General features: G+C 44.9%; 22 protein-coding genes. 21 read left to right on the forward strand and 1 reads right to left on the reverse strand.

The features are described from left to right. The first annotated feature begins 8 nt into the window (after nucleotides 1-8). From H8S64_RS04465 to H8S64_RS04535, 15 genes are all read left to right on the forward strand, one after another. Nucleotides 9-1391 (forward strand): RagB/SusD family nutrient uptake outer membrane protein, encoded by a 1383-nt coding sequence (locus tag H8S64_RS04465; RefSeq protein WP_186975150.1) that lies wholly within the window; start codon nucleotides 9-11, stop codon nucleotides 1389-1391. Between the two features lie 35 nt (nucleotides 1392-1426). Continuing rightward, complete coding sequence (locus H8S64_RS04470) at nucleotides 1427-4936, forward strand: SusC/RagA family TonB-linked outer membrane protein (protein WP_186975151.1); 3510 nt, start codon at nucleotides 1427-1429, stop codon at nucleotides 4934-4936. 12 nt (nucleotides 4937-4948) lie between these two features. Continuing rightward, entirely contained in the window at nucleotides 4949-6448 is a 1500-nt protein-coding gene (locus tag H8S64_RS04475; protein WP_099292121.1) for a RagB/SusD family nutrient uptake outer membrane protein, read from the forward strand. A 32-nt stretch (nucleotides 6449-6480) separates the two neighbouring features. Then, nucleotides 6481-7203 carry a DUF4843 domain-containing protein gene (locus tag H8S64_RS04480; protein WP_186975152.1) on the forward strand — a complete coding sequence of 241 codons (723 nt, stop codon included), beginning with the start codon at nucleotides 6481-6483 and terminating at the stop codon, nucleotides 7201-7203. 12 nt (nucleotides 7204-7215) lie between these two features. Then, nucleotides 7216-8796 (forward strand): PKD-like family lipoprotein, encoded by a 1581-nt coding sequence (locus H8S64_RS04485; protein ID WP_099292123.1) that lies wholly within the window; start codon nucleotides 7216-7218, stop codon nucleotides 8794-8796. Between the two features lie 264 nt (nucleotides 8797-9060). Beyond that, on the forward strand, nucleotides 9061-9951 hold the full coding sequence (locus H8S64_RS04490) for an ABC transporter ATP-binding protein (protein WP_099292124.1): 891 nt from the start codon (nucleotides 9061-9063) through the stop codon (nucleotides 9949-9951). 4 nt (nucleotides 9952-9955) lie between these two features. Further along, entirely contained in the window at nucleotides 9956-10633 is a 678-nt protein-coding gene (locus tag H8S64_RS04495; RefSeq protein ID WP_099292125.1) for a hypothetical protein, read from the forward strand. Between the two features lie 2 nt (nucleotides 10634-10635). Further along, on the forward strand, nucleotides 10636-11865 hold the full coding sequence (locus H8S64_RS04500; protein ID WP_186975153.1) for a DUF4857 domain-containing protein: 1230 nt from the start codon (nucleotides 10636-10638) through the stop codon (nucleotides 11863-11865). 15 nt (nucleotides 11866-11880) lie between these two features. Then, nucleotides 11881-12771 (forward strand): ABC transporter ATP-binding protein, encoded by an 891-nt coding sequence (locus tag H8S64_RS04505; RefSeq protein WP_099292127.1) that lies wholly within the window; start codon nucleotides 11881-11883, stop codon nucleotides 12769-12771. A gap of 4 nt (nucleotides 12772-12775) precedes the next feature. Next, the gene (locus H8S64_RS04510; protein WP_186975154.1) at nucleotides 12776-13441 is read left to right on the forward strand and encodes a hypothetical protein; all 666 of its coding nucleotides are present in this window, start codon (nucleotides 12776-12778) and stop codon (nucleotides 13439-13441) included. Nucleotides 13442-13443: 2 nt separating this feature from the next. After that, nucleotides 13444-14697, forward strand: a complete 1254-nt coding sequence (locus H8S64_RS04515; RefSeq protein ID WP_186975155.1) for a DUF4857 domain-containing protein — start codon at nucleotides 13444-13446, stop codon at nucleotides 14695-14697. 5 nt (nucleotides 14698-14702) lie between these two features. Next, nucleotides 14703-15350, forward strand: coding sequence for a YiiX/YebB-like N1pC/P60 family cysteine hydrolase (locus tag H8S64_RS04520; protein WP_186975482.1), 648 nt, complete (start codon nucleotides 14703-14705; stop codon nucleotides 15348-15350). 224 nt (nucleotides 15351-15574) lie between these two features. Then, nucleotides 15575-16177, forward strand: a complete 603-nt coding sequence (locus H8S64_RS04525) for a GNAT family N-acetyltransferase (protein ID WP_255469427.1) — start codon at nucleotides 15575-15577, stop codon at nucleotides 16175-16177. Between the two features lie 328 nt (nucleotides 16178-16505). Continuing rightward, the gene (locus H8S64_RS04530; protein WP_099292130.1) at nucleotides 16506-17081 is read left to right on the forward strand and encodes an RNA polymerase sigma-70 factor; all 576 of its coding nucleotides are present in this window, start codon (nucleotides 16506-16508) and stop codon (nucleotides 17079-17081) included. A 98-nt stretch (nucleotides 17082-17179) separates the two neighbouring features. Continuing rightward, a complete protein-coding gene (locus H8S64_RS04535; RefSeq protein WP_186975156.1) occupies nucleotides 17180-18736 on the forward strand; it encodes an ATP-binding protein in 1557 nt (518 codons plus the stop codon). 59 nt (nucleotides 18737-18795) lie between these two features. Here H8S64_RS04535 and H8S64_RS04540 read toward each other — a convergent pair whose 3' ends face one another. Continuing rightward, the gene (locus tag H8S64_RS04540; RefSeq protein ID WP_186975157.1) at nucleotides 18796-19056 is read right to left on the reverse strand and encodes a hypothetical protein; all 261 of its coding nucleotides are present in this window, start codon (nucleotides 19054-19056) and stop codon (nucleotides 18796-18798) included. A gap of 111 nt (nucleotides 19057-19167) precedes the next feature. On the opposite strand from H8S64_RS04540, the gene H8S64_RS22380 reads away from it, so the two are divergent. The 6 genes from H8S64_RS22380 (at nucleotide 19168) to mobV (ending at nucleotide 25299) form a co-directional block, all read left to right on the forward strand. Further along, nucleotides 19168-19359: a hypothetical protein gene (locus H8S64_RS22380; RefSeq protein ID WP_222621140.1), complete on the forward strand. Its 192-nt coding sequence runs from the start codon at nucleotides 19168-19170 to the stop codon at nucleotides 19357-19359. Between the two features lie 38 nt (nucleotides 19360-19397). Further along, complete coding sequence (locus H8S64_RS04545; protein WP_186975158.1) at nucleotides 19398-20627, forward strand: site-specific integrase; 1230 nt, start codon at nucleotides 19398-19400, stop codon at nucleotides 20625-20627. After that, entirely contained in the window at nucleotides 20624-20998 is a 375-nt protein-coding gene (locus tag H8S64_RS04550; protein WP_186975159.1) for a virulence RhuM family protein, read from the forward strand. Before H8S64_RS04545 ends, H8S64_RS04550 begins: the two co-directional genes overlap by 4 nt. A gap of 307 nt (nucleotides 20999-21305) precedes the next feature. Continuing rightward, complete coding sequence (locus H8S64_RS04555; RefSeq protein ID WP_186975160.1) at nucleotides 21306-22511, forward strand: primase-helicase family protein; 1206 nt, start codon at nucleotides 21306-21308, stop codon at nucleotides 22509-22511. A 254-nt stretch (nucleotides 22512-22765) separates the two neighbouring features. Continuing rightward, the gene (locus H8S64_RS04560; RefSeq protein ID WP_186975161.1) at nucleotides 22766-23731 is read left to right on the forward strand and encodes a toprim domain-containing protein; all 966 of its coding nucleotides are present in this window, start codon (nucleotides 22766-22768) and stop codon (nucleotides 23729-23731) included. Between the two features lie 215 nt (nucleotides 23732-23946). Further along, entirely contained in the window at nucleotides 23947-25299 is a 1353-nt protein-coding gene (gene mobV, locus H8S64_RS04565; protein WP_186975162.1) for a MobV family relaxase, read from the forward strand. Nucleotides 25300-25350 lie beyond the last annotated feature (51 nt).

Consider the following 25350-nt stretch of genomic DNA (forward strand, 5'->3'; position numbering starts at 1 on the left):
GAATGATTATGAAGAAATATTATATTGTAGTATTGTCGCTTCTTCTGTTTAGTGCTTGCAACGATTGGTTTGATGTTGCGCCTAAGGAGGATTATATTGATGAAGAGGCATTGTTCAGTAGCGAATCCGCTTTTCGGAATGCCATGAACGGAATATATACCGAAATCCGCGATAGGGATTTGTATGGAGCTAATCTGACGTTGGGCGGAGTGGAGTTTCTGGGACAGACGTTTGTCCCGGACGAGGCATTAAAACCGATCTCCGATTTCAATTATGAATCTTCATTGGTTCGGGGAATGGCTTCGGGTATTTGGGTGAAGATGTATCATGCCATTTACTCCTGTAATAATCTGACCCGGCTGTTGCAAAAGAAAAAAGAAGTGGTCTTTGTCGAGGGGTCGCGGGAGATGATGCTCGCCGAGTTGAAAGCGTTGCGCGCTACTTTGCATTATGAGTTGGTGCGTCTTTTCCATCCTTCGGTAACCGCCGATGCTAATTTTAAAGGTGTGGTGTGGATGGAAGGTACGAAGGCAGAGCCTTTATCGTTGACGAATCTGGAACTTGTGACAAAGATTGTGCAGGAATTCACTGCGGCAATCGATGAACTGAAGAAATACGATCCGATTTCCACGGGCGAAAGCTATAACACGGATGCTTTGTTCGGCACGAAGCCGGCAGACCGGGTTTGGAAAATGAATTATTACGCCGCTCTCGGTATGAAAGCACGGGTTTCCCTCGTGTTGGGAACAAGTGCCGGATACACGGATGCACGGAGTTGTGCGGATGCGATAATCGACGACGGGTATTTTGCCTTTGCCACGACGGCGGGAACTGATTTGGGTTTCTCGGTAGAGCATCTCTGGGGATTAGCTCCCGCGGATAAAGACTTTAGCGTGCTTTCAAACGAATTGTTTGCCGAACGGGGCATCCCGTTGTCCGACGTAGTGGATGCGGCGTCATGGAAAGCAAGCGCGGCGGACGATTTGCGTTTCAAATGGTTCAAGACGGATCTGGTTAGTATGCTTCCTAAATTCGATTCCACGAGTTTGGTGAAAGACAGTGAAACGTCGCCCCGTATCCCGATGATCAAACTAGGCGAGGCATATCTTATTGCGGCCGAAGCGGCGTTACAACAGAGTGATTTGGCAGGGGCATACGGTTACTTGAGTACATTTATCAATAAACGTTTTTCCAGAACGACATTGACAGAGCATTCAACCCCGGAGGAATTCCGGGCGGAGATTCGTACCCAGTATGTTCGCGAGTTTTTGGGTGAAGGACAGTTATTCTATAACTACAAGAGGTGGAACCTTTCTTCCATACCGTCTTATACCGGGGGAAGCACGGATATGACGGCTGCCAAGTACACGTGGCCTATTCCCGTGAATTGAATCGGAATATGGAACTATATAAAAGGAACAGAATTATGAAGGAGAAATTATGTAATATATTTGAAGCCGGAAATTCCAAGATGAATATTCGGAAATTCTTCTTGAAAAGTTTCCTGTTTTTATTTCTGCAAAGCTTCCTCGTGATGGCGGGTTACGCGCAGAAAGAAATGGTGAGCTTGGATGTAAAAGACGTGAAATTAGAAACGGTATTCCAGTCTATCCAAGAACAGACAGGATACAAGATATTCTATAATAACGAACTGGTGAACGCGACTCAACTGGTGACAATTCAAGTGACGAATGTCCCGTTGGATACGGCGTTGCGTAAATTATTGACGCCTCTGAATCTGACTTACAAAACGGTAGACAAAACGATCGTCATTTCCAAGGAAGCCCCGGTTAAAACGGGTGTGAAGACCGTGGAGTTGTTCGAGATTACCGGAACAGTCCGGGATCAACAGGGCGAAATATTACCCGGTGTGACAGTGGTTTATAAAGAAACTCCCACTCAAGGAACTTCTGCCGATGCCGAAGGAAAGTACCGCATACGGGTGCCATCCTTGGAAGGGGAGATCGTGTTCTCGTTTATCGGAATGGAAACCCAGACTATTGCTATCAAAGGACGTCGTGTTATTGACGTGAAGATGGTATATAAAGTAGAACAGATTGAAGATGTGATTGTTACAGGATACGGTACGAAAGCGAAAAATAGTTTCACTGGTACGGCTATTCAAGTGAAAGGGGAGGACTTGCGTAACGTGAACCCGACAAATCTTTTTGATGCGTTGAAGGTGTTCGATCCCTCGTTCTCGATCGTGGACGACGAGGGGCTGTTCGGTTCCGACCCGAACCGGGTACCGGATAAGATCGAGATTCGCGGACAGAGTAGTATGCCGGATATCTCGCAAGGGAATTTGCAGACGTACACTTCATTGCCGATTTTTATCATGGATGGTTTCCAGATTTCGGTGCAACAGGTTTTTGACCTCGATATGAACCGGATACAGTCCGTGACCATATTGAAGGATGCGGCGGCGGCTTCCATTTACGGTTCGAGGGCTGCGAATGGGGTTATCGTGATAGAAACCAAGGTGCCGGAGGGTGGTAAATTACGTTTCTCGTACTCTTTTAACGGGAGTATCCAAGTACCGGATTTGTCTTCTTACAACTTGATGGACGCTTCGGAATTATTGGAATATTACGAGAGATCCAATTTATTCACGAACGGGAATAAAGGGGATAACACGGCAACCAATATTTACGAGGATTTGTTGGGTGGAAACCCGGGACGCCAGAATCTCTATATGTTATTGAAACAGGAGGTGGCGAACGGGGTGGATTCTTATTGGCTGTCACAGCCGCTACAAACGGCGATTCAGCATACTCACACGATCATGTTGGAAGGCGGTACCCGTTTCGGGGAAAAAGAGCGTCGTAATATCCGTTATCAGGTAAATCTGACGGCAGCTCCCAGTCAAGGCGTGATGAAAGGTTCCGACCGTAATCGTTACGGGGCGGGTTTGAAGTTGCTGTACAATGACAACCGTTTGCAGGTAACCAGTGATTTGCAATTTGCACTGGTGGACAACACGGATTCTCCTTACGGGAGTTTCTCCACGTATGCCAATTTGTTGCCTTTCTACCGGATGAAAGACGAGAACGGGAAATATTTGCCGATGCTTTCTTATAGTAATATACCTATTTACGAGGGTTTCCCCAGACCGGATTTCACGGGTAATACATTCTCGGAACAGTTGAACCCGATCTATGAGGCGAAATACCTGAGTAGTTTTAGTAAAGGAGAAACCACGAATCTGACATTTAACTTGGGATTTAACTGGGAAGCGTGGGAAGGATTGCGTGTGCAGGGATCTTTCTCTGTGAATAATGTACAGGATAAATCTGAAGTCTATCGTTCGCCGTTATCGGCTGATTTCTTTGACTATACATCGGTTACGGATGGCGAATCGACCAGTGAAGGGTATATATTGAAGAATATCTATAAACGGGGAACTTATAATATGACCAATAGTTCGCAGTTTGATTATTACGGGCGCTTGACCGTGGCTTACACGAAGTCTTTCGGAAGACATTTGTTGCAAGGAATTATTGGCGGGGAGTTGAAGGAAACCAATTCGGAGAGTGACGGTTACACTTCTGTCGGGTTCTTGGATGATGCTTTGGGATATCCCTCGTATGCCGTGCAGTTTGACCCTTATAAGGGACCTTCCGGAAATCGTTCTACCACTCGTTCTGCCGGGGTTTTCGGTAATTTCAACTACTCTTGGGACAATCGTTATCTTGTGGATATAACGGGACGTCTGGACGGTTCTTCCAATTTTGCCAGCAATCAGCGCTCGGCTCCGTTCTGGTCTGTCGGGGTACGGTGGAATATTTATAACGAGAGTTTTATGCGGTCACACGGTATTTTCGAGAATCTGGCGATTCGGGCAAATATCGGAACGGTGGGAAATTCTAATTTCCAATTAAGTCAGATCATGACTCTTTATAACTATATGAAGATGTACGACGGTGTGATGGGTGCGGAGATCATGTCTATCGCCAACCGTAAATTGAAATGGCAGACCACGACAAACCGTAATATCGGGTTGGAATTCAGTATGCTGAAAGGGTTGATGAATTTTGATTTCAACTTCTATTCCAACACGACTAACAACAACCTGACGGATATAGCTATCTTGCCTTCAACGGGTTTCACGACTTATAAAGCCAACATGGGTAAGGTGCGCAACCAAGGATTAGAGTTCGCGTTGAGTGTAACTCCCGTGCGGACGAAGGACTGGCGTGTGAACGTGTTCGTGAACGGGGCTCGCAACAAGAATAAGTTGTTGAGTATTTCCGACGCGTTGAAGGATTATAACGAAACGGTAAAAGAGAACCAAACCACGGGTACGGGAAAGACGAAGTTAGAGCGGGTTTTCATGTTTGAAGAGGGTAAATCACTGAATTCTATTTATGCCGTGCGTTCGGCAGGTATTGATCCGGGTACGGGACAAGAGGTGTTCATGACCGTGGACGGGGAACGGACTTTCACGTGGAATTCGGCAGATCAAGTGGTCGTGGGGAACACGGAACCGGATTTGAAAGGATTTTTCGGTGTGAATGTCGATTACAAGCGGTGGAGTTTGGGTATGAATCTTCAATACTCGTTCGGTGCCGACAAGTATAACAAGACTTTATACGAGAAGATCGAGGGAGGTGATTTCTCCCAGAATATGGATCGCCGGGCTTTGAAAGGACGTTGGACGCAACCGGGAGATATTGCCCGATACAAGGGATACAGTAATCTGGCACAGTTGAAGCCGACTTCCCGTTTCGTGCAGAAAGATAATTTCTTGTCGATGACTTCTTTGAGATTGACTTACACGTTGAACGATCGGGATATTGATTTTCTGAGATTGTCTTTATTGAAAGTCAGTTTATCAACGAACGATTTGTTCTACGTGTCGACGATCAAACAGGAGAGAGGATTGAATTATCCTTTTGCCCGCACGTTCTATCTTTCTATTCAAGCTAACTTCTAAAAGGTAGAGATTATGAAAAAGATTAATATACTTGTATTTGTATTGGTTGGCCACTTGTTATGCAGTTCCTGCGGTGATTGGTTGGAAGTGTTGCCACAGTCGCAGATCACGTCGGAGAAAGTGTTTGATAACGAGGACGGTTATTATTCCGCCCTGTCCGGGGTGTACTTGAAGATGGCGGATAAGGATGCTTACGGGAATTCGATGACCGTGTGCCAGTTGGAAATCATGGGACAGACGATGAGTATGGCGCAGGCATCCTTGATAGAACCTTATTATGACCAAGGTGATTTTAACGGTTTCGCTACCTATTACTATCCCTTGCAGACCCGTTTCGGGAATATTGAAAATACGCTCACGGCGATTTGGAAAATGACGTACAATGCCATTGCCAATGACAACCTGTTGTTGGAGAATCTGGAAACGCAGGACGCGGGTTTGTTCGAACCGGGAGCGAAAGAAGTGTTGCTCGGCGAGGCTCTCGCTTTGAGAGCGTATATGCATTTCGATATGTTACGGATTTTCCAACCGCCTTACACGACGGAGGAGGGAAAGACACAGAAGCGAATACCCTATAAGGAAACTTACGGGATGGATTTTACTCCTTCTTCTAATTCCGACACGATATTGAATCGTATACTTGTTGATCTGAAACGGGCGGAGATGATGATGAAGGATAATGATCCTATCTCTTCCGGCAAGACTTATCGGGCTACTTATTTGAGCGGCGACCGGAAGTTGAAGATGAATTATTACGCCGTGAGAGCTTTGCAGGCAAGAGTGTACTTGTGGAGAGGGGATTACCGGGAGGCTTATGATGCGGCAATGGACGTGATCGGGGCGGCGGACGGATTGGGAGTACGTTTCCTGACGATGGATGATTTGAGCACGAAGGACTCGCAGAACGATTACGTGAACCGGAGTTGCCCCATGGAGTATATCTTCGGGTTGCAGGTGGATGAAATCGGTGATTATATCGATTATTATTTCCGTACCAGTTTCTCGTATTTCGAGCGTTTCCGGTTGCAGTCGAGCCGTTATCCTAAATTTTATTCATCGACGGGAGATATTCGTATGCTGGCGTGGAAAAAAGGGTCAGGTTCCAATATGTATCTGGCGAAATACGGACGTGCCACTTTGGAGAAAGACCTCGCTTTGTACCCTCGTCCGGTGGTTTCGATGTTGAAACTGGGTGAGATGTACCTGATTGCTTCCGAGGCCGCGGCTCATGCGGTATCCACGGGAGAGGCGCTCCGCTTGTTGACCGTGTTGCAGTCTTCCCGTTTGGGGGGCGTGTTCACGGGAACCGAAAAGGAGGCGATTCTTGCCGAAATACTGAAAGAGTACCGGCGTGAAATGATCGGTGACGGTCAGGTATTTTACGCCTATAAACGCCGGAATGCACCGGAGATAGAAAAGGGATACTTAGCTTCCGGTGTGATTACCATGAATGTTGAAAAGTACACCCCGGATATTCCGTCCTCGGAATATGACGGCGGACGTGTTTATTGATCGGGTAATAAATAAATCGTAATACAATGAATATGAGAAAGAGATTTATATTAGCGATTATTTGTTTTGGGACATTGTGGGCTTGCCAGCGGGAAGAGATTATGAAAGTGGATGAAGAGGTGGCCAGTCTGAATTTCCCGAAAACGAAATACCTTTCCGAGTACAAGAACGATAGTTTGCAGTTTTTGGCCTTGTTCAATAGCGGCGTGGAAGAAGCCGTACTGTATATTCCGGTTCGTTTGTCGGGAAAGATTGCAGATACAGACCGGAAATACAAATTGCGTATTATTCCGGAGGAGTCGTTCGGGGTGACGGAAGGAAACCATTTCACACTGGAAACGGAACAGGTATTCCGGGCGGGACGATATATTGATTCTACCGTTTTGAAGATTGATGCGAAGGAGGTGATGAAAGATAAAGTGGACGGACGGTTATACATTGAATTGGTGCCGAACGAGAATTTTGAGAAAGGGATTGATTTCTATCAATACATGATCGTGCGGATTTCCGGGGCGGGGTTGACTTCGCAACCTACATTCTGGAACAAGAACAGCTTGGGTAATTACGGTGGTACTTATTCGGCAATCAAGGCGGAAAAGTTTATCGAATTGAATAATATCCCGGCTGCCGATTGGCTGGCGCCTAACAAATCAGTCCTGTTTGCTTATGCCAAGAAAACATACGAGTGGTTTGAAGCCAATCCGACGTATGATAATGGCGAGCGTGTAGTATTTAAGGGTGTTGTTGAATTTTAAAAGGAACGACCTATGAAAAAGATAAATAGATTTATACATGTACTTCTGGTTGCCGTGGTCGGATTCGTGGGGTGTTACGAGGACAAGGGAAGTTACGATTACACGAGTTGGACGGATTTTATCTCCATCACGGGGATTGAAATTCCGGGTAGTTCCTACGGGCGGGTGACGCTCTCGGAAGGTGAAGTGTTGCGCATCAACCCGATCGTGGAATACAAGGCGGGCGTGAAACCGGAGGATTTTGAATTCCATTGGGTGATGGGGGGCGATACGATAGCTTCTACTTTAAATCTGGCATGGACGATCACCCCGACGAACGTGGAGTTATTGAGCGGGGAAGCCTATTTCTGGCTTGCCATCGGTAATAAAAATACCGGGGAAACATGGAAATGTTACGCGACTTCCAATGACGGCTATTATATGGTGAAAGTGAAGATTACGCCGACGGCAATGCCGTTGATTGGTGTGATGGTTTACGAGAAAGCGGACGGGACGCTGGAATGGGGTTCCATACAAGGCTCCAATCCTGCACAACCACAGAATTTCACCACGATATTAACGGATATGTACAATCGCTACAATCCTAGCCGGACGATACAGGGACCGTTCGTGGGGGCAACACTGGACGTAAGTCAGTTATCCGTTTACACGAATGCAGCCCCGGATTACGGGGTGATGATCCAGACGACCAATACCGGGGGATTTCCGTTCGGGAATTACATGGGGACAATTCAAGATCAAACATTTACAAGTGTGCCGACTGCCGCGATCAATGCGAAGCATGGGTATTACAATAGTATGCAGGAGATATTGATCGGGAATGAGTTGTTCATGTTGCCGATGACCAGTTCTTACCCGTATCAGCTACTCGATCCGAATTCCACGGGGAATGAATCGGGGGTGGCACAGGTGATCGGTGCGTTACCCTATACGCGTAACGCTCATGTGACTTTGCAACGAATGACGAATGGCGACGTGTATTATTACAATTACAGTGAAGCCAGAGGCTATATGCGACAAGCGGTGAGCGACGGAAACGGCGGCACGCTGAACGTGGACGAGATTGTCGGGTTGTTCCGTGAACCGACAGCGATTAATGCTTCCGAACAGAATTTGCGGTTCTTTGTTATCGGACGGAAAGGGGCGATCTACACGATGTATATCTATTCGTTTGTGCAATATACTGCGACTCCGCATGTGATAGAGTTCAAACAGGCAAAAGACGTGACCGCTTGGGCGGGAGGTATGAATAAGGATGCCATCTGGTTTACTTCCGTGGTTCCGGTGGGTTGGAATTATGCCTATATCGCGAAAGGTAAGGATTTGTGGCGGTTTAGTTATGAAGGATTGGAAACCCCGACGGTGGTCAAGAGTTTCGCGGATGATATCGTGGAGGTGGTTCCGGTGCCTAAGGCTTCATTGATCGGTGGTGACGAGGAGTTGTACACGGCTGTATTTACTTACAACACGGGTGCGAAAACCAGTTCCATGTATACCGTGAATATCCGGACAGAGGACGTGGCGGAGTATTCTTCCTGCGTGGGGGCTGTGCCCGGTAAAGTGTTGATGTATATACCGTATTTTAGTAATTAAAATAATTTATGGAGGATGTGTCAAAAACTTATCACTATATCAAAAACTCCCTCCCGGCTTCGCCGTACTCCCTCTATAAACAGAGGGAGAGCTGAGTTACTCACTGTCTTCGGTAAGAATCACCAGCTCCTCCTCTGTTTATAGAGGAGGTGGCGGCGAAGCCGACGGAGGAGTTCTTGACACATCCTTTCTTTTAACTTTCCTCGCGCGAGGAAACAGGGTAACGTATGTGTGTAATTAATGTGTATTTAATGTAAATTATTTATGGAAGAGAATGTAATCGAGTGTAAGAATCTGACTCATTACTATGGAACCCGTCTGATCTACGAGAATCTGAATTTCTCCGTGAAGAAGGGGCATATAATGGGACTATTGGGAAAGAATGGTTGTGGCAAAACAACCACGATCAACATTTTGAACGGTTTTCTGCAACCTCGTTCCGGGGAATGTCTGATCTATGGCGAGAGTACCCGGAACTTGAGCCCGGACACGAAACGGCGGTTGGGATATTTGATAGAAGGACATATACAATATTCTTTTATGAATATCTACCAGATCGAGAAGTTTTATTCCGGTTTCTATGAAAACTGGAACCGGGAAGCGTATTTCGAGCTGATGAACCGGATGAAGATATTGCCGACACAAAAAGTGTCCAGTATGTCATGCGGGCAGCGGGCGCAGGTGGCGTTGGGATTGATATTGGCACAAGATCCCGACCTGTTGATTCTGGACGACTTCTCGCTGGGACTGGATCCCGGTTATCGTCGTCTGTTCGTGGATCATATGCGGGAGTATGCTAAGGCGGGAAACAAAACGGTGTTTCTGACTTCTCATATCATACAGGATATGGAGCGTCTGATTGATGACGTGTTGATCATGGATTACAACCGGGTATTGTTGCGGGGATCCGCCACCGAGTTTATGGAGAAGTTCCATCAATTCACGTTTGATCTGGACAGGGATGATCTGGATTTCAAAACGGAAGCGATGATCGTGGAGGCTGATCGTATTAAAAATCACTATGAAATTTATACCTATGCTTCGAGGGATGAAGTGGAAGCGATGTTACAGGCAAAAGGACTGGTGTATCGTGATTTTACACCCGTGAAGATGACATTGGAAGATGCATTTATAGGTTTAACCGGAAAATACTAGAAATATGATATTACATCTTTTTTATAAAGAATGGTTGAAAACGCGGTGGTGTTTGTTTTTCATCGTGTTGTTGGGGTTGGCGATTGTCACGTATATATTCCTTGACGTGGATAATAACGTGCGGATGAAAGGTTCGTTCAATTATTTGATGAACGTGTTTTACGGGATTCCACAGGCGAATTATTATAATTCGCTGATAAAATATGTACCCCTGTTGATGGGCGTGTGTATCGGGTTGTCGCAATACGTACCGGAAGTCATCGACAAGCGTATCAAATTGACGCTTCATTTACCGATGCACAATACAGTAGCCCTTTACATGATGCTCTGTTTCGGATTCCTTTTATTGATGACGGCATATGTGCTCGTGTTCGGAACTTTCTTTTACTTGAATAACCAGTATTTTCCTTTCGAGGAAAGTTGGGCGGTATTGACTTCCTTGATGCCTTGGTTGTTGGGTGGTGTTGCCGTTTATTTTATGATTGCCATGATCTCCATGGAGCCGAACTTGTTTTACCAGTTTTTGTACGGCATCGTGGCTTTTTTCCTCGTGAAACAATTTTATATCGGGGTGGAACACGCGGATACGCGTCATATTATTCCGGCTTTGGCTATCATGGCATTTGTGCCTTGTACGGCGCTTTTATATACATCATATCGGTTTATTAAAGGGGAGAGATAATTATGACAGCAAAGGTAGTACGAATAATAATGGTATTGTTGACCGTGTTTATCGGTTCAATCGTGATACCGGATTTTTACAGAACCTCTTTCAAACGGAACGTGAAGTACGTGAGTTTGAATTATAGCGAGGTGACAAAACAGTTTGTGATTTGGGGATTGAAAAAAGACAGGTTGCTCGATACATTGGGAAACGAATATTCCCGTCAGGAATATGAACGGATGGTACCTTTTTCCAGTATGGCGCAATTAATGAAACGGGGTGAATTTCCCGACACGGTGGACGGCGTTCCCGTGACTCCGCAACTGGTGGCGGCAAACAGCTATCGCCATATCGTGAATTTAACGGAACGGGGACGCTATTATGCCATGACGCCGTTGGTACACGGGGGAACCGATAGGGTGGGGTATATCTACACGAATGACATGATGCGGGTGAACCGGAACGGTATCGAGTTTTATAACTGCGAAACCAATCGGGTTGACGAGGAAAAAAGTGCCTTGTTTGACAAAGAGTTACGCGGATTGGGTTATTGTCCCCCGGCAAAGAAGTTGTACGGGCAGTCCAGTACGGGACGTAACCGGGATGACGGATTGTTCTTTGTAGATAGCAAAGACCAGTTGTTTCAAGTACGTTACCGGGCATACAAGCCGGTGTGTCGCAAGATTGATTTGCCCGACGGGATTAAATTGCGACGGGTAGAGTGCGAACCCGATCACCCGGAAGTGGTGGCTTATCTTTTCGGTGACAACAACGGGGTGTATATATTGACGGTAGATGATCGTGTGCTTAAATTGGAACTGGATGATTTTGATTACGATTCATTCAAAGTATTCGACGTGATGGGCAACCTCTTTTATCACATGGTTTCCATACAGAAGGACGGTTTTGAGAAGTTATATATTTTTGATCGGGACTATAAGTTAGTGGACAAATACGGTATCCATTCCGATGTGTACGAGAAATCGGGAGCCGGGATGGCGGAAGGGTTCCTGTTCCCCTTTGTGACCACAACTTTCTCGTACGTCAATGGTTACTATATTAGTACCGAGGGGCAACCGTTCGTCAAGTTTATATGGTTAAACCTCGTTTTGGCGGGAGTACTTTTATGGATGAAACGCCGGAAAGGACTGGACGTGAAAAACGTGTTCAACGTGATTGACGTGTTGCTCGTGGCGGTATTCGGAATCTTCGGGTTTGTTGGTGTGTTGATATATCCGATTCGGAAATAATAAAAATGAAAACTCATGGAAGAAAATATAATTGAATGTAAAAATCTGACTCACTATTACGGGAAACGGTTGATTTACGAGAATCTGAATTTTTCAGTCAAAAAAGGTCATATCATGGGACTGTTGGGGAAAAATGGTTGCGGGAAAACAACCACGATCAATATTCTGAACGGTTTCCTTCAGCCTCGTTCCGGGGAATGTTTGATTTACGGGGAGTCAACCCGGAATTTAAGCCCGGAAACCAAACGACGTCTGGGCTACCTCATCGAGGGACATATCCAGTATTCGTTTATGAATATCTACCAGATAGAGAAATTTTACTCGGGATTTTATAAAAACTGGAATCGGGATGCTTATTTCGAATTGATGAGCCGGATGAAGATATTGCCGACGCAAAAAGTGTCCAGTATGTCATGCGGACAGCGGGCTCAGGTGGCATTGGGATTGATTCTGGCGCAAGATCCCGATCTCTTGATTCTAGATGACTTTTCGCTGGGATTGGACCCCGGTTATCGTCGTCTGTTCGTGGATCACATGCGGGAATACGCGAAGGCGGGTAACAAAACGGTATTCCTGACTTCTCATATCATTCAAGACATGGAACGCTTGATTGACGATGTCTTGATTATGGACTACAACCGGGTTTTGTTGAGAGGTTCTGCGTCCGAATTTATGGAGAAATTTCATCAGTTCACCTTTGATCTGGAAAGAGATGACATAAACCTTAAAGAAGAAGCGTTGACGGTGGAGGCAGACCGGATAAAGAATCATTATGAACTTTATACCTATGCATCGGCAGAAGAAGTGCAAGCGATGTTGACGGGCAAAGGGTTGGCGTTTTCCGGTTTCGAACAGGTAAACATGACGTTGGAAGATGCATTTATTGGTTTAACGGGTAAATATTAAGATTATGACATTATATCTTTTTTATAAAGAATGGTTGAAAACAAAATGGTTCGTGCTGGCGTCCCTCGTGCTGGGAATCGGTACAATCCTCTATGCTTTCATCGGTTTGAACAGTAATATTATCAACGCGGAAGGCGGTTCGCAATACGTGTTCGAGTGGTTTACCCGAGGGGGCAGACCACATTACGGTATATTTCGGAATATACCGTTTATTATCGCTTTGTTGGTAGGGGTTTCCCAGTATTTGCCGGAAGTGTTGCAAAAACGGATCAAATTGACTTTGCACTTGCCGCTGAACGAGATCGTGATGCTCTACACGATGGTTTTATACGGTTTTCTCGTGATTCTCGGGTTAATGGTGATCTTTATGGCTGTATTTTTCCTGATTGATCTTTACTTTTTCCCGGGAGAGATGCACCTGATGGCGATAAAAGCCTTTATTCCTTGGATTCTGGGAGGTTTTGCCACCTACTTTTTCGTGGCGATGATTGCCATGGAACCGAGTTGGAAATTCCGTTTCCTGTACGCTGTTGTGGTGTACTATTTATTGGATATATTTTTGTTGGGCGGTGATATGTCCGATCTGTATCCGTTACTGATCGTGATCCTCGTTATCGCGAGCCTTGGAATGATATATACTGCAAACCGTTTTAAAATAGGAGAGAATTGAGTATGATACCTAAAATGATAAGATTGGCTCTGGTCATGTTAGCCGTGTTGGTCATGGCTCTTGAGTTACCGAAGATATACAAGAAAACATTTGAACAACGGGAGAGGCGTACACAACTTGCGTTCAGCGAAACATTGAATGATTTCGTGTGGTTGAAATACGAGTACGACACGGTACAATTGCGCCAGATACAGGTAGGGTATGACCGCACGGGCAACACGTATAATACGGAGGCTCTGATGGATGTTTTCCCGATGCGGAATTGCCGGCAACTGATGTACGAGAACCGTTTTCCCGACACGATCCGCGGGCAACACGTTACCTTGCAGATGATTCAGGATGCGGCACGTTTCCCTTTGTTTTTGGGAACAGGGCCGGGAAGAAAAAGTTTGTTATGGATGTTCGAGTCACATACCGATCGGGTAAAGATGGAACTTCCTCAAGATATGTTCCGGCTGACGGAAAACGGGATTGAATTTATAGAAACCGCGATCAACCGGGTAAAGTGTGTGAACCGGGAGAAAAGCGACCGTTTCACGGAAGCGATGAAAAAGGAGGGAATGCTTTTCCCGATAAAGAACATCTACGGGATGCCTTCTACTTCTAAATCCAAAGATGACGGGTATTTTATGATAGACAGCAAGGATAAATTCTATCATTTGAAAATGGTTGACGGGGCTCCCGTTTGCCATAATATACCGTTGCCTGCCGGGATGAAAGTGGACGGAATGAATTGCCTCGTGGATACCGTGAACTATGGGTACGTGTATGATCAGGATTTGAATATCTACCTGTTACGAATAAAAGATTACAGTTTCTTCCAGCTTCCGATATACGATTATAAAGAGTACGGCAGTCTGGTCACGATGAGCGAGGATCTTTTCTTCTACACGTATCAATTGTACGGGACAGACCGGGCAAAGATATATGTTATGGATAAAGAGCATAATTTGTTGGCGTCGGAATTGCAGGTATATCCGTTGTACGAGAACTCTAGGGAAGGACAGCGGGAAAATTATCTTTTCCCTTTTAAGGCCCGGTTTACCCGAAGCGCTCCCAAGGAATTGAAGATCGAGTCTTACGATATGCATCGGTTTATGTACCTCAATATCACCTTGGCTGTTTGTCTTTTGTTCATCAAGTTGTATCATCGACGGAATTTCCGTGACGTATTCAATTACTTGGATCTTGCGGTGGTTCTCGTGTGCGGTATTTACGGCTTTTTGGCTGTTTTGATATTTCCCAATAGAAAATAGAAATGATGATAAGAAGACTATTATGGATAACGTGGTTACTGGCACTGTCAGTAACCCTTTACGCGCAGAAAACATTTGAACTGAAAACTGGGGATATCCTGTTCCAGACGAATAAGGCGCAGACCTCTTTCGTGAAAGCGATCGAGAACGTGACGACAAGTGCGGATGATTTGAATTTTTCCCACGTGGGAGTCGTCGTGATAGAAGAGGGTGAGATTTTCGTGCTGGAAGCCACGATGCCCGTGGTGTGTAAAACACCCTTGGAAAAGTATCTCAAACAAGCCAAGTTGGTAAACGGCAAACCGTTGGTGGTCGTCGGACGTTTGAAACCCCGTTTCCGGAAGTCTATCCCGAAGGCGATCGAAATAATGAAATCCCTTTTGGGAAAACCTTACGATTATGTCTTTTTGCCGGATAACGATGATTATTATTGTAGTGAGATTATCTATCTGGCATTTCTCCGACGTAACGGAAAGCCTATTTTCAAGGCGTCGCCTATGTCTTTCAAGGACAAGAGAACCGGGGAAACCAGTCCGTTGTGGGTAAAACATTTTGAACGGCATAAAACGCCGATTCCCGAGGGGGTGCCGGGAACAAGTCCGGGTGAGATGTCCCGTTCCAAGGCGATCAAGCTCGTGCATCACTTCTTTTAATCTCGAATTGCCGGAGGAAGTGTTTGTTGGGAATATTTTATTGATATTAGTACCGTAATCCGGATTATTTTTTTGTCTATTTAGATGTTAATATGCTGAATGATTGCATGAAAAAATATTTCACGGTTGCGGTACACAATATCGTTAAACTATGTATGTTTGTATTGTTTTAAATACAAAAACAAACCATGATAAAGGAGAGATTCTGAGCGAATCTGGCAATTATGAAAACAAGTATAAGCGATTTACCCCGATCGGAGAGTCAGGGAAATGAGTTCTTAATGTTACGGAAGAAAGCGCATGAAGTGAGGATAGAAGGGGACGGATTTGTCGTGCGCGAATGGCGGTTCTCGGATTGCGATTCATTAGCCGAGAATGCCAACAATGAAAAGATCTGGAATAACGTGATGGATCACTTTCCGCATCCATACACGAAACAAGATGCTTTTGATTATATCAGTATGGTTCATGTTTTACCTGCCCCACCGACACGGTTTGCCATTGAGGTAGACGGAAAGGCGGTAGGAAGTATCGGGTTCGGTTCCGAGGGTGACATTGAACGTGTGACCGCCGAGATCGGTTATTGGCTGGGCGAGCCTTACTGGGGAAGAGGTATTATGCACAAGGTTGTGGCTGCCGTTACCCGATACGCCTTTGAAACCTTTGGTTATCAGAAACTATACGCCCTCGTGTTCGATTACAATCCCGGTTCTATGCGGGTATTGGAAAAAGCAGGCTACAAACTGGAAGCAGTTCTGCACAAAGCCGCTGTTAAAAATGGCAAGGTGATCGATTTCTACTATTACAGTGTTATGAGAGAAGATTGATATAGGTCTGTAAAGTCCATAAGGCCCATAAAGTCCATAAGGTCACGGGTGTCCTGCGGACAAAGTTTATTGATAGCTTATGCTATCATGATTAAACATCCTACGTACCTTATAGACTTTACAGACCTTATGAACTAAGCGAAGCTTACTATAGCCCTTCTTTTGCTCTTTTGCGCTTGTCGAGTGCTATACCTACGATTCTGCTTCGAAGACAGTAGTTCTTTAAGGTGGGGAATGTCTTTTGACTCGTCAATTTGAAAAAAAGTAGACTAGATATAATGCATTATTGTAATATATTTATTTAATTTGTGAAATTAACGGTGTATGTATGAAAAGGGCAGAGGAAATATTAGCGGCGTTGAAAAACGGCGAAGAAAAAGCATTCAAGACTTTTTTCTCGGAATATCATGACGTGTTGGTCTTGTATGCCACGAATATTCTAAAAGATGTCGATGCGGCAGAGGATGTCGTGCAGGACTGTTTCATGAATGTTTGGGAAAACTCTCTTTATGACAACCTTTCTAACGGTTTGGATAAATACATGTTCCATTTGGTCAAGAATGCTGCCTTGAACGAGCTGCGGGGCAGCAAACGCAGAGAAGCTCGTCATGAAAAAATGATGGCAGAAATGCCTGTGGTGGAAATGATGAAAGAAGACGAGCAGACTGAAATAGATATTTTATACACCACGATTAATCAACTTCCCCCGGAACGCCGTCGTATTTTTATGATGGTGTGTGCCGAAGGAAAAAAATATCAGGAAGTTGCCGACCAACTACAAATCAGCATTAATACTGTCCGCACTCAATTGATGCGTTCTTTAAAATTTCTACGTGAAAAATTGAAAGAGCAAATGTTTTCAATATTACTGTTTTGTTGGAAGAAAGTGAAGATTAGGTTTTAGTAGAGTCTTTTAAAATATGTCTGTATGGATATATTTGTAAGATACTTTCCGTATCTTTGTTTCATAATGAGATAATAAATGAGAAAGGAGACTATGATATGACAGCGAGGATTTATCCTATCGGTATTCAAAATTTCGAAAAACTTCGGGGTGACGGTTATGTCTACGTGGACAAGACGTCACAAATGTACCAAATGGTGAAAACCGGCAGTTATTATTTTCTCAGTCGTCCGCGTCGTTTTGGTAAGAGTTTATTATTATCTACTTTAAAGGCTTATTTCGAAGGAAAGAAGGAACTTTTTGCAGGGTTGGCTGTTGAGCGGTTGGAGAAGGAGTGGAACCGGTATCCTATTCTATATTTAGATCTTAATATAGAGAGGTATGATATACCCGGGAGTTTGGATAATATATTGAATGACACGTTGAAACAATGGGAAAGTATTTATGGTAGCCGTCCCTCTGAAACCTCTTTTTCTTTACGTTTTGCCGGTGTTATTCGCCGGGCTCACGAGCAGACTGGGCAACGTGTTGTTATTCTTGTCGATGAGTATGATAAGCCTATGCTACAGGCTATTGGTGATGAAGAATTGCAAAAAGAATTTCGTTCGACGTTAAAACCTTTCTATGGAGCGCTCAAGACAATGGATGGCAGTATTAAGTTTGCCATGTTGACTGGTGTGACTAAGTTTGGGAAAGTCAGTGTATTCAGTGATCTGAATAACTTGAAAGATATTTCTATGGACGGGCGTTACATTGATATTTGTGGTATTAACGAACAGGAATTGTATAGCTATTTTGAAGATGATATTCGTCTTTTAGCCGCTGCACAAAATATGACCTATGATGAGGCGTGTGCCGAGTTAAAGGAATGTTATGACGGGTATCATTTTGAAGAAAATACTCCCGGTATCTATAATCCTTTTAGTTTGCTCAATACGCTTGATAAACGGAAATTCGGTAGGTATTGGTTTGAAACGGGTACTCCTTCTTATCTTGTGGAATTGCTTCGTAAGCATCACTATGACCTTTATCGTATGGCCCACGAGGAAACGAATGCTGATGTGTTGAATAGTGTAGACTCAACTTCTACGAACCCGATTCCGGTTATATACCAGAGTGGATATTTGACAATAAAGGGGTATGATAAGGAATTTGGAATTTACCATTTAGGTTTTCCTAATCGAGAAGTGGAAGAGGGGTTTGTAAGTTATTTAATGCCTTTCTATACTGATGTGGATAAGGTAGAATCGCCTTTTGAAATTCAGCGATTCGTGCGTGAAATACGTGAGGGTGATATTGATGCCTTTTTTCGGCGTTTGCAAAGTTTTTTCGCGGATATTCCTTATGAATTGACTCAAAAACGAGAGATTGAACGCCATTACCAGAACGTGTTGTTTATCGTTTTTAATCTTATAGGCTTTTATGTCAAAGCAGAGTATCATACAAGTGAAGGGCGAGTGGATCTAGTGCTTCAAACAGACCGTTTTATCTATGTAATGGAATTTAAACTTGATGGTACGGCAGAAGAGGCTCTTCAGCAGATTCGTGATAAACATTATGCAGATCCTTTTCTCGCTGATCGGCGAAAACTTTTCCGGGTAGGGGTTAATTTCAGTGACCAAACTCGCAATATCGAGCGTTGGCTTGTTGAATAGGGAAAGTTATCTGTTTTCAGAACGAGGGGCTTCTTTGCGATATTTGGCGTGAAAGAAATTTATGCTTGACATTGTTCTATATCTAATAAATCATTAAACACGTTGTTTGTCTCTGCTAATAGATTATTTAAAAAATTATTATCAGAAGGAAGTCCTCTTACAAATTTTAGTTTAGAAGCAATACCATTATCTTTAATCTCATATATATTTAAATCTGAAGATTTGACATAGGAAGTTTCGGGAATGATTTTAGATAGTTGCTTCTTGATATTTTCATTACCTTGAGAAAGTTCAAATATTTGATTTGCTTTAATAGCCAATGTTAAATAGTTAATAAGGTAAGGACTATGTTTTGGCACATAATTTTAAAATGCTTGATTTTCGAACAAAATTACAGAAAATCTTTGGAATAACCGAGAAAAGAGGTTGAAATGTCACTGAAATGGCTATCATTAAAGCGTTTACAGTGCCAATTGAAGCCAACCGCAAAAAACGGGAAACGCAAAGGAAAGCAGTTCTATGAAGTAGAACGGTTTTCAAATCGTTACCCGAAGCAGGATGCATTTTTAACGTTCCCTGCAATGATTGCGCCGTTCTGCGCCGATTTGCTTATCAAGGTCTAACTCGTTGAGTAATAACTTTGCAAACAAAAAAAACGAGTATGGCAAGAAGTACATTCAAAGTGCTGTTCTACGTGAACGGCAGCAAGGAGAAAAACGGTATTGTCCCCATCATGGGACGAGTGACAATCAACGGGACTGTGGCGCAGTTCAGTTGCAAGCAGAGTGTCCCGAAAACGCTTTGGGACATCAAAGGCAACCGAGCCAAAGGCAAGAGCAAGGAGGCACGGGACATCAATTTGGCTTTGGACAACATTAAGGCGCAAATCATCAAGCACTACCAGCGCATATCCGACCGTGAAGCGTTCGTGACGGCAGAAATGGTGCGCAATGCCTATCAGGGTATCGGCAGCGAGTACGAGACACTGCTCAAAGCTTTCGACCGTGAGAACGAGGTGTTCAAGAAGCGTGTCGGCAAGGACAGGGTAATGGCAACCTACCACTCACGAGTGAGGGCAAGAAACCATGTGGCAGCGTTCATCAAGTCTTTCTACAGACGGACGGATATGTCCATGCTGGAGATTACGCCCGACTTCATCAAGGAGTTCGCAGCCTACCTCTCAACGGAAGCAGGACTGCACAACGGGACGATATGGGAAAAGTGCATGTGGTTGAAAGGTGTTGTCATGCGTGCGCACTTTAACGGACTGATACCGAGAAATCCGTTTGCCCAGTTCCACATCAGCCCGAATGTAAAGGAGCGTGAATACCTGACGGAAGACGAACTGAAAGCGTTGATGACGCACGATTTCGGGGATGCCAAACTATCCTACATCCGTGACATTTTCGTGTTCGCCAGCTTCACCGCCCTTTCATTTGTGGATATCAAGGAGCTGACCAACGATGATATTGAGGAGGTGAACGGAGAGAAATGGATATTATCCAAACGGCACAAGACAAAAGTACCGTTCCAAGTGAAACTGCTGGATATACCCTTGCAGATAATAGAGCGTTACCGTCCCTTGCAGGAGGACAACCTCGTTTTCCCCAATCTCAACTACTGGTCTATCTGCAAACCGCTGAAAAAGGTGATGAAAGAGTGCGGGATAACAAAGGACATCTCGTTTCATTGTGCCAGACATGGCTTTGCAACGTTGGCTTTGAGCATGGGTATGCCTATTGAGAGTGTGAGCCGTGTTTTGGGGCACACGAACATAGTCACGACCCAAATCTACGCCAAAATCACAACGCAGAAGTTGGACAACGACCTTACCATGTTAGGCAACAGGCTGAACCAATCGTTTAACAACGTATCAATGGCAGGACAATGAAAAGGAATGTAATCGAAATCACAGAACACGGTACGATAACTATACCGAGTGAAACGATATGGATGAGCGAAGCGGAACTTGTCAGCCTGTTCGGTGTTATCGCTCCATCCGTCCGTGCAGCAATCAAAGCAGTCTATAAAAGCGGAATACTGAAAGAGTATGAGGTGCAACGGTATATCCACCTATCGGACAAAATCGGTGTGGATGTTTATAGCCTTGAAATGGTTGTCGCACTCGCTTTCCGTATTAACTCATACGGAGCGGAACGAGTACGGAATGCCGTAATTGAAAAGTTGTACTTGCGAAAAGAGAAAACAAGCATCTTCTTTTCGCTATGTAATAGCATAAAATCATCTGAATATCAAGCGTAAAGTGTATTGGTATGACGACATGAAGTAATGAAACCGATGCGTATTCCCATTGCCGAAAATGTATCCATATACATAATTGGGTAGGCGTATTGTCATTCATTCACAGGAATGTGGCAATCCCGAAGAAGCACCCCTCTATGACGGTTGGTTTTTCGGGATTTTTTGTTGTTATACTCCCTAACAGGCTGTAAGTTTTTCATTCCGTGTGTTTTTTGCGCCATTCTGCGGTGATTTGCGTATCAAGGTTTTAAGCAGTTCACTCTAACTTTGCATACGATTATTTATCAACCATTTAAGCGTATGAACAATGAGTAAATCAGACAACAGCAAGGAGGAGTTTATCCGAGTGGGTACGACCCTCTACAAGTTAGTGAACCAGCCCCGACTGAACGGTGGCTATGTGAAGAAACGAATCGTGTGGAACAACGAAACGTTACGGCAGGACTACGGCAAGCACTATCTCGCCACCGTCCCCAAGTATGACGGCTTCTGCACGGTTCCCGACCATGTGAATTACCGTCCGATAGTGGACAAGTTCCTGAACCTCTATGAACCGATAGACCACAAACCGATGGAGGGTGATTTTCCCTCTATCCGTTCGTTGGTAGAGCACATCTTCGGGGAACAATACGAGTTGGGTATGGACTACCTGCAACTGCTATACCTGCACCCCATTCAAAAACTGCCAATCCTGCTGTTGGTATCGGAAGAACGCAACACAGGCAAAAGCACATTTCTGAATTTCTTGAAAGCCCTGTTTCAGAACAACGTGACATTCAACACCAACGAGGACTTCCGCAGCCAGTTCAATTCCGATTGGGCAGGGAAGCTTCTTATTGTGGTGGATGAAGTGTTGTTAAGCCGCAGGGAGGACAGCGAGCGGTTGAAGAACCTGAGTACCACGTTATCCTACAAGGTAGAAGCCAAAGGCAAAGACCGTGACGAAATAGCGTTCTTCGCCAAGTTCGTACTGTGTTCCAACAACGAATATCTGCCCGTCATCATAGACGCAGGGGAAACACGCTATTGGGTACGCAAGATAGAGCGCTTGCAGTCCGATGATACAGACTTCCTGCAAAAGCTGAAAGCGGAAATCCCTGCTTTCTTGTACCACTTGCAGCACAGGCAGCTATCTACCGAGAAAGAGAGCCGTATGTGGTTTGCCCCGTCATTGCTGCATACTGAAGCCTTGCAGAAGATTATCCGCAGCAACCGCAACAGATTGGAGATTGAGATATGCGAACTTATACTTGACATCATGGCAAGTATGGGTATCGACACTTTCTCTTTTTGCTGCAACGACATTCTCACGTTGTTGGCAAACACGTATGTCAAGGCGGAGAAGCACCAAGTGCGGAGGGTATTGCAGGAGTGTTGGAAACTCACGCCAGCACCGAACGGATTGACATACACCACCTACCAACTGAACTATAATCGGGAGTGTCGGTATGAGCCGATAAGGAGAGTGGGACGCTTCTATACCGTCACAAGGCAGCAGCTTGAAACGCTGTAAATCCATTGTCTTTTTGTTGAATTGTTGAATAAGAATATAATCCTACTGATAATAAGCAATATACATTCTCAACAAAATCTCAACAGACCAAAAGAGAAGTTGAGTCATAAAGCCACAACCGATTGTCGGTTTCTCTTTTGACGAGTGGTTTGTTGAGCGGATGTTGAGAATATATCTATATGTATATAAGCATATTACATATACCATTCAACGAATCAACGATTTTCATTCACCATTAAAACCATAAGAAGATTATGACTACACAGGAAGCAAAGAAGATACGCATCGCAGACTATCTGCAAAGTTTAGGCTACAGCCCCGTCAAGCAGCAGGGCAAAAGCCTTTGGTACAAATCCCCGTTCAGGGAGGAAACGGAAGCATCGTTCAAGGTGAACACCGAACTCAACCAATGGTACGACTTCGGAACAGGCAAGGGCGGTAATATCATCGCTTTGGCGCAGGAACTTTACGGTTCGGACTATGTGCCTTACCTGCTTGGCAAGATAGCGGAACAAGCACCGCACGTCCGTCCCGTGTCTTTCTCTTTTCGCCAGCAAACATCCGAACCGAGTTTCCAACATTTGGAAGTTGGCGAACTCACGCACCCTGCATTGCTCCGCTACTTACAGGAGCGTGGGATAAACATCGCATTGGCGAAAGCGGAATGTAAGGAACTGCACTTTGTCCATAACGGCAAGCCTTATTTCGTCATCGGGTTCCCGAATGTGGCAGGAGGTTATGAGGTGCGCAACCGTTTCTTCAAGGGTTGCATCGCCCCGAAGGACATCAGCCATATCCGACAGTCGGGAGAGCCGAGAAACGTGTGCTATCTGTTCGAGGGCTTTATGGATTATCTTTCGTTCCTTACCATTAGAGTGAAGAATAATCCGCAATATCCACGACTGACAACGCAGGACTATATCATATTGAACTCTGTTTCCAATCTCTCAAAGGTGGAAAGCCTATTGGCAAACTATACACAGATTGGCAGTTTCCTTGACAACGACATGACAGGACGGAACGCCTGTGAAACCTTGAAAACTGAGTTCGGAGAACGGTTATTTGATAAGTCGCTTTACTATCGTGAGTACAAGGACTTGAACGACTACCTGTGCGGTAAGCCCTTGTCCCAATCGGCAGAGCCGATAAAGCAGGAGAAGCAAGTCCAATCCGCAAGGCGGATGATGCAGCCACCGAAAAAACGAGGGCTGAAAATGTAGTAAGGAATATGCTTGCAGCGACACGGATATTTGCCAACGGAAAATGCCGTAGCTTATTAGGGAATTTGTCCGAGCCGCATTGCAAGCAACGCTGAAAATCCCCCAATAAGCCAAAGAGGTTGCACCTCTCTGGACACTCCCAAGCCAACGGCAAAAGCCGTACAGGAGTAAACCATCAACCATTGTTTCACAAGTTAAAAAGAAAGGATTATTATATGGGTTATGCAGTATTGCACATGGAGAAGACAAGCGGAACGGATGCCGCCATGTCAGCGCACATAGAGCGCACCATCAAACCGAAGAATGCCGATGAGAGCAGGACGCACCTCAATCGGGAACTGATAACATTTCCTGACGGAGTGTATAATAGGACACAAGCAATACAGCACCGACTGGACACCGCAGGACTGACACGCAAAATCGGCAACAATCAAGTGAGGGCTATCCGTGTCCTGCTTACGGGAACGCACGAGGATATGATACGCATCACCAACGAGGGCAGACTTGATGAGTGGTGCAGCGACAATCTGAAATACCTTGCCGATACATTCGGCAGGGAGAATATCGTGTCGGCAGTCCTGCACATGGACGAGCAGACACCGCACATACACGCTACCCTTGTACCGATAGTCAAGGGAGAACGCAAGCGCAAGAAGAAGGAGGAGCAGGTAAAGAAGCGATACCGCAAGAAACCGACCGACACAGCCCGACTGTGTGCCGATGAGATTATGACACGTACCAAACTCAAATCCTATCAGGACACCTATGCCCAAGCCATGAGCGGTTACGGGTTGCAGCGTGGCATAGACGGTTCGGAAGCGAAGCATATCTCCACACGGCAGTATTACCGTGATTTGATGCAGCAGACAGAACATTTACGAGCGGACATAGGGCAACTTCAAGACCGCAAGGAAACGGCACAGGAGGAACTCAGGCGAGCCAAGAAAGAAATGCAGACCGAGAAGTTGAAAGGTGCAGCTACGACCGCAGCCACCAACATAGCCGAAAGTGTCGGTTCTTTTTTCGGAAGTAACAAGGTCAAGACTTTGGAGAGGGAGAACTCCGCATTGCATCAGGTAGTTGCCACCCACGAGGAAACCATCGAAACGCTGCAAACCAAGCTACAGACCATACAGGCAGACCACAGCCGTCAAGTGTTGGATATGCAGCAGAAACACATCAAGGAGTTGCAGGTAAGAGATACCGAACATAAGAAAGAGGTATCAAGGCTTACCGCCTTGTTGAACAAGACATTGAAATGGTTTCCGCAAATAAAGGGTATGCTCAATCTCGAAAGGTTATGCTTTGCTGTAGGTTTCAATCAAGAACAGACTGCGGTGCTGATGATGGGCAAGCCCCTTGGATATAGCGGTGAACTCTATTCGGAAGAACATAAACGGAAATTCATGGCAAAAGAGGTCAAAGCCAAAGTGTTCTCTGACAAAGGTAGGTTCGTACTTACGATTGACTTGCAACCGATTGGGGAATGGTTCAAGGAACAATTTGAGAAGTTAAGGCAAGGTGTAAATATTCGACAAAGCCCAAAACAAAGCCGACTTAAACTATAAATCAAGGCAAAATCCGTGATATTTGGCGTTTTATGAGCGTTATATCACGGA

It is taken from the genome of Butyricimonas hominis (assembly GCF_014287455.1).
Taxonomy (GTDB): domain Bacteria; phylum Bacteroidota; class Bacteroidia; order Bacteroidales; family Marinifilaceae; genus Butyricimonas; species Butyricimonas muris.

Excerpts from the sequence above, each read along its gene's own strand:
- mobV (WP_186975162.1), top strand. The coding sequence starts at position 23,947 with ATGGGTTATGCAGTATTGCACATGGAGAAGACAAGCGGAACGGATGCC.
- H8S64_RS04500 (WP_186975153.1), top strand. The coding sequence starts at position 10,636 with ATGACAGCAAAGGTAGTACGAATAATAATGGTATTGTTGACCGTGTTT.
- H8S64_RS04530 (WP_099292130.1), top strand. The coding sequence starts at position 16,506 with ATGAAAAGGGCAGAGGAAATATTAGCGGCGTTGAAAAACGGCGAAGAA.
- H8S64_RS04510 (WP_186975154.1), top strand. The coding sequence starts at position 12,776 with ATGACATTATATCTTTTTTATAAAGAATGGTTGAAAACAAAATGGTTC.
- H8S64_RS04520 (WP_186975482.1), top strand. The coding sequence starts at position 14,703 with ATGATAAGAAGACTATTATGGATAACGTGGTTACTGGCACTGTCAGTA.
- H8S64_RS04505 (WP_099292127.1), top strand. The coding sequence starts at position 11,881 with ATGGAAGAAAATATAATTGAATGTAAAAATCTGACTCACTATTACGGG.
- H8S64_RS04545 (WP_186975158.1), top strand. The coding sequence starts at position 19,398 with ATGGCAAGAAGTACATTCAAAGTGCTGTTCTACGTGAACGGCAGCAAG.
- H8S64_RS04475 (WP_099292121.1), top strand. The coding sequence starts at position 4,949 with ATGAAAAAGATTAATATACTTGTATTTGTATTGGTTGGCCACTTGTTA.
- H8S64_RS04465 (WP_186975150.1), top strand. The coding sequence starts at position 9 with ATGAAGAAATATTATATTGTAGTATTGTCGCTTCTTCTGTTTAGTGCT.
- H8S64_RS04470 (WP_186975151.1), top strand. The coding sequence starts at position 1,427 with ATGAAGGAGAAATTATGTAATATATTTGAAGCCGGAAATTCCAAGATG.
- H8S64_RS04560 (WP_186975161.1), top strand. The coding sequence starts at position 22,766 with ATGACTACACAGGAAGCAAAGAAGATACGCATCGCAGACTATCTGCAA.
- H8S64_RS04525 (WP_255469427.1), top strand. The coding sequence starts at position 15,575 with ATGAAAACAAGTATAAGCGATTTACCCCGATCGGAGAGTCAGGGAAAT.
- H8S64_RS04515 (WP_186975155.1), top strand. The coding sequence starts at position 13,444 with ATGATACCTAAAATGATAAGATTGGCTCTGGTCATGTTAGCCGTGTTG.
- H8S64_RS04550 (WP_186975159.1), top strand. The coding sequence starts at position 20,624 with ATGAAAAGGAATGTAATCGAAATCACAGAACACGGTACGATAACTATA.
- H8S64_RS04490 (WP_099292124.1), top strand. The coding sequence starts at position 9,061 with ATGGAAGAGAATGTAATCGAGTGTAAGAATCTGACTCATTACTATGGA.
- H8S64_RS22380 (WP_222621140.1), top strand. The coding sequence starts at position 19,168 with ATGTCACTGAAATGGCTATCATTAAAGCGTTTACAGTGCCAATTGAAG.
- H8S64_RS04480 (WP_186975152.1), top strand. The coding sequence starts at position 6,481 with ATGAGAAAGAGATTTATATTAGCGATTATTTGTTTTGGGACATTGTGG.
- H8S64_RS04485 (WP_099292123.1), top strand. The coding sequence starts at position 7,216 with ATGAAAAAGATAAATAGATTTATACATGTACTTCTGGTTGCCGTGGTC.
- H8S64_RS04555 (WP_186975160.1), top strand. The coding sequence starts at position 21,306 with ATGAGTAAATCAGACAACAGCAAGGAGGAGTTTATCCGAGTGGGTACG.
- H8S64_RS04535 (WP_186975156.1), top strand. The coding sequence starts at position 17,180 with ATGACAGCGAGGATTTATCCTATCGGTATTCAAAATTTCGAAAAACTT.
- H8S64_RS04495 (WP_099292125.1), top strand. The coding sequence starts at position 9,956 with ATGATATTACATCTTTTTTATAAAGAATGGTTGAAAACGCGGTGGTGT.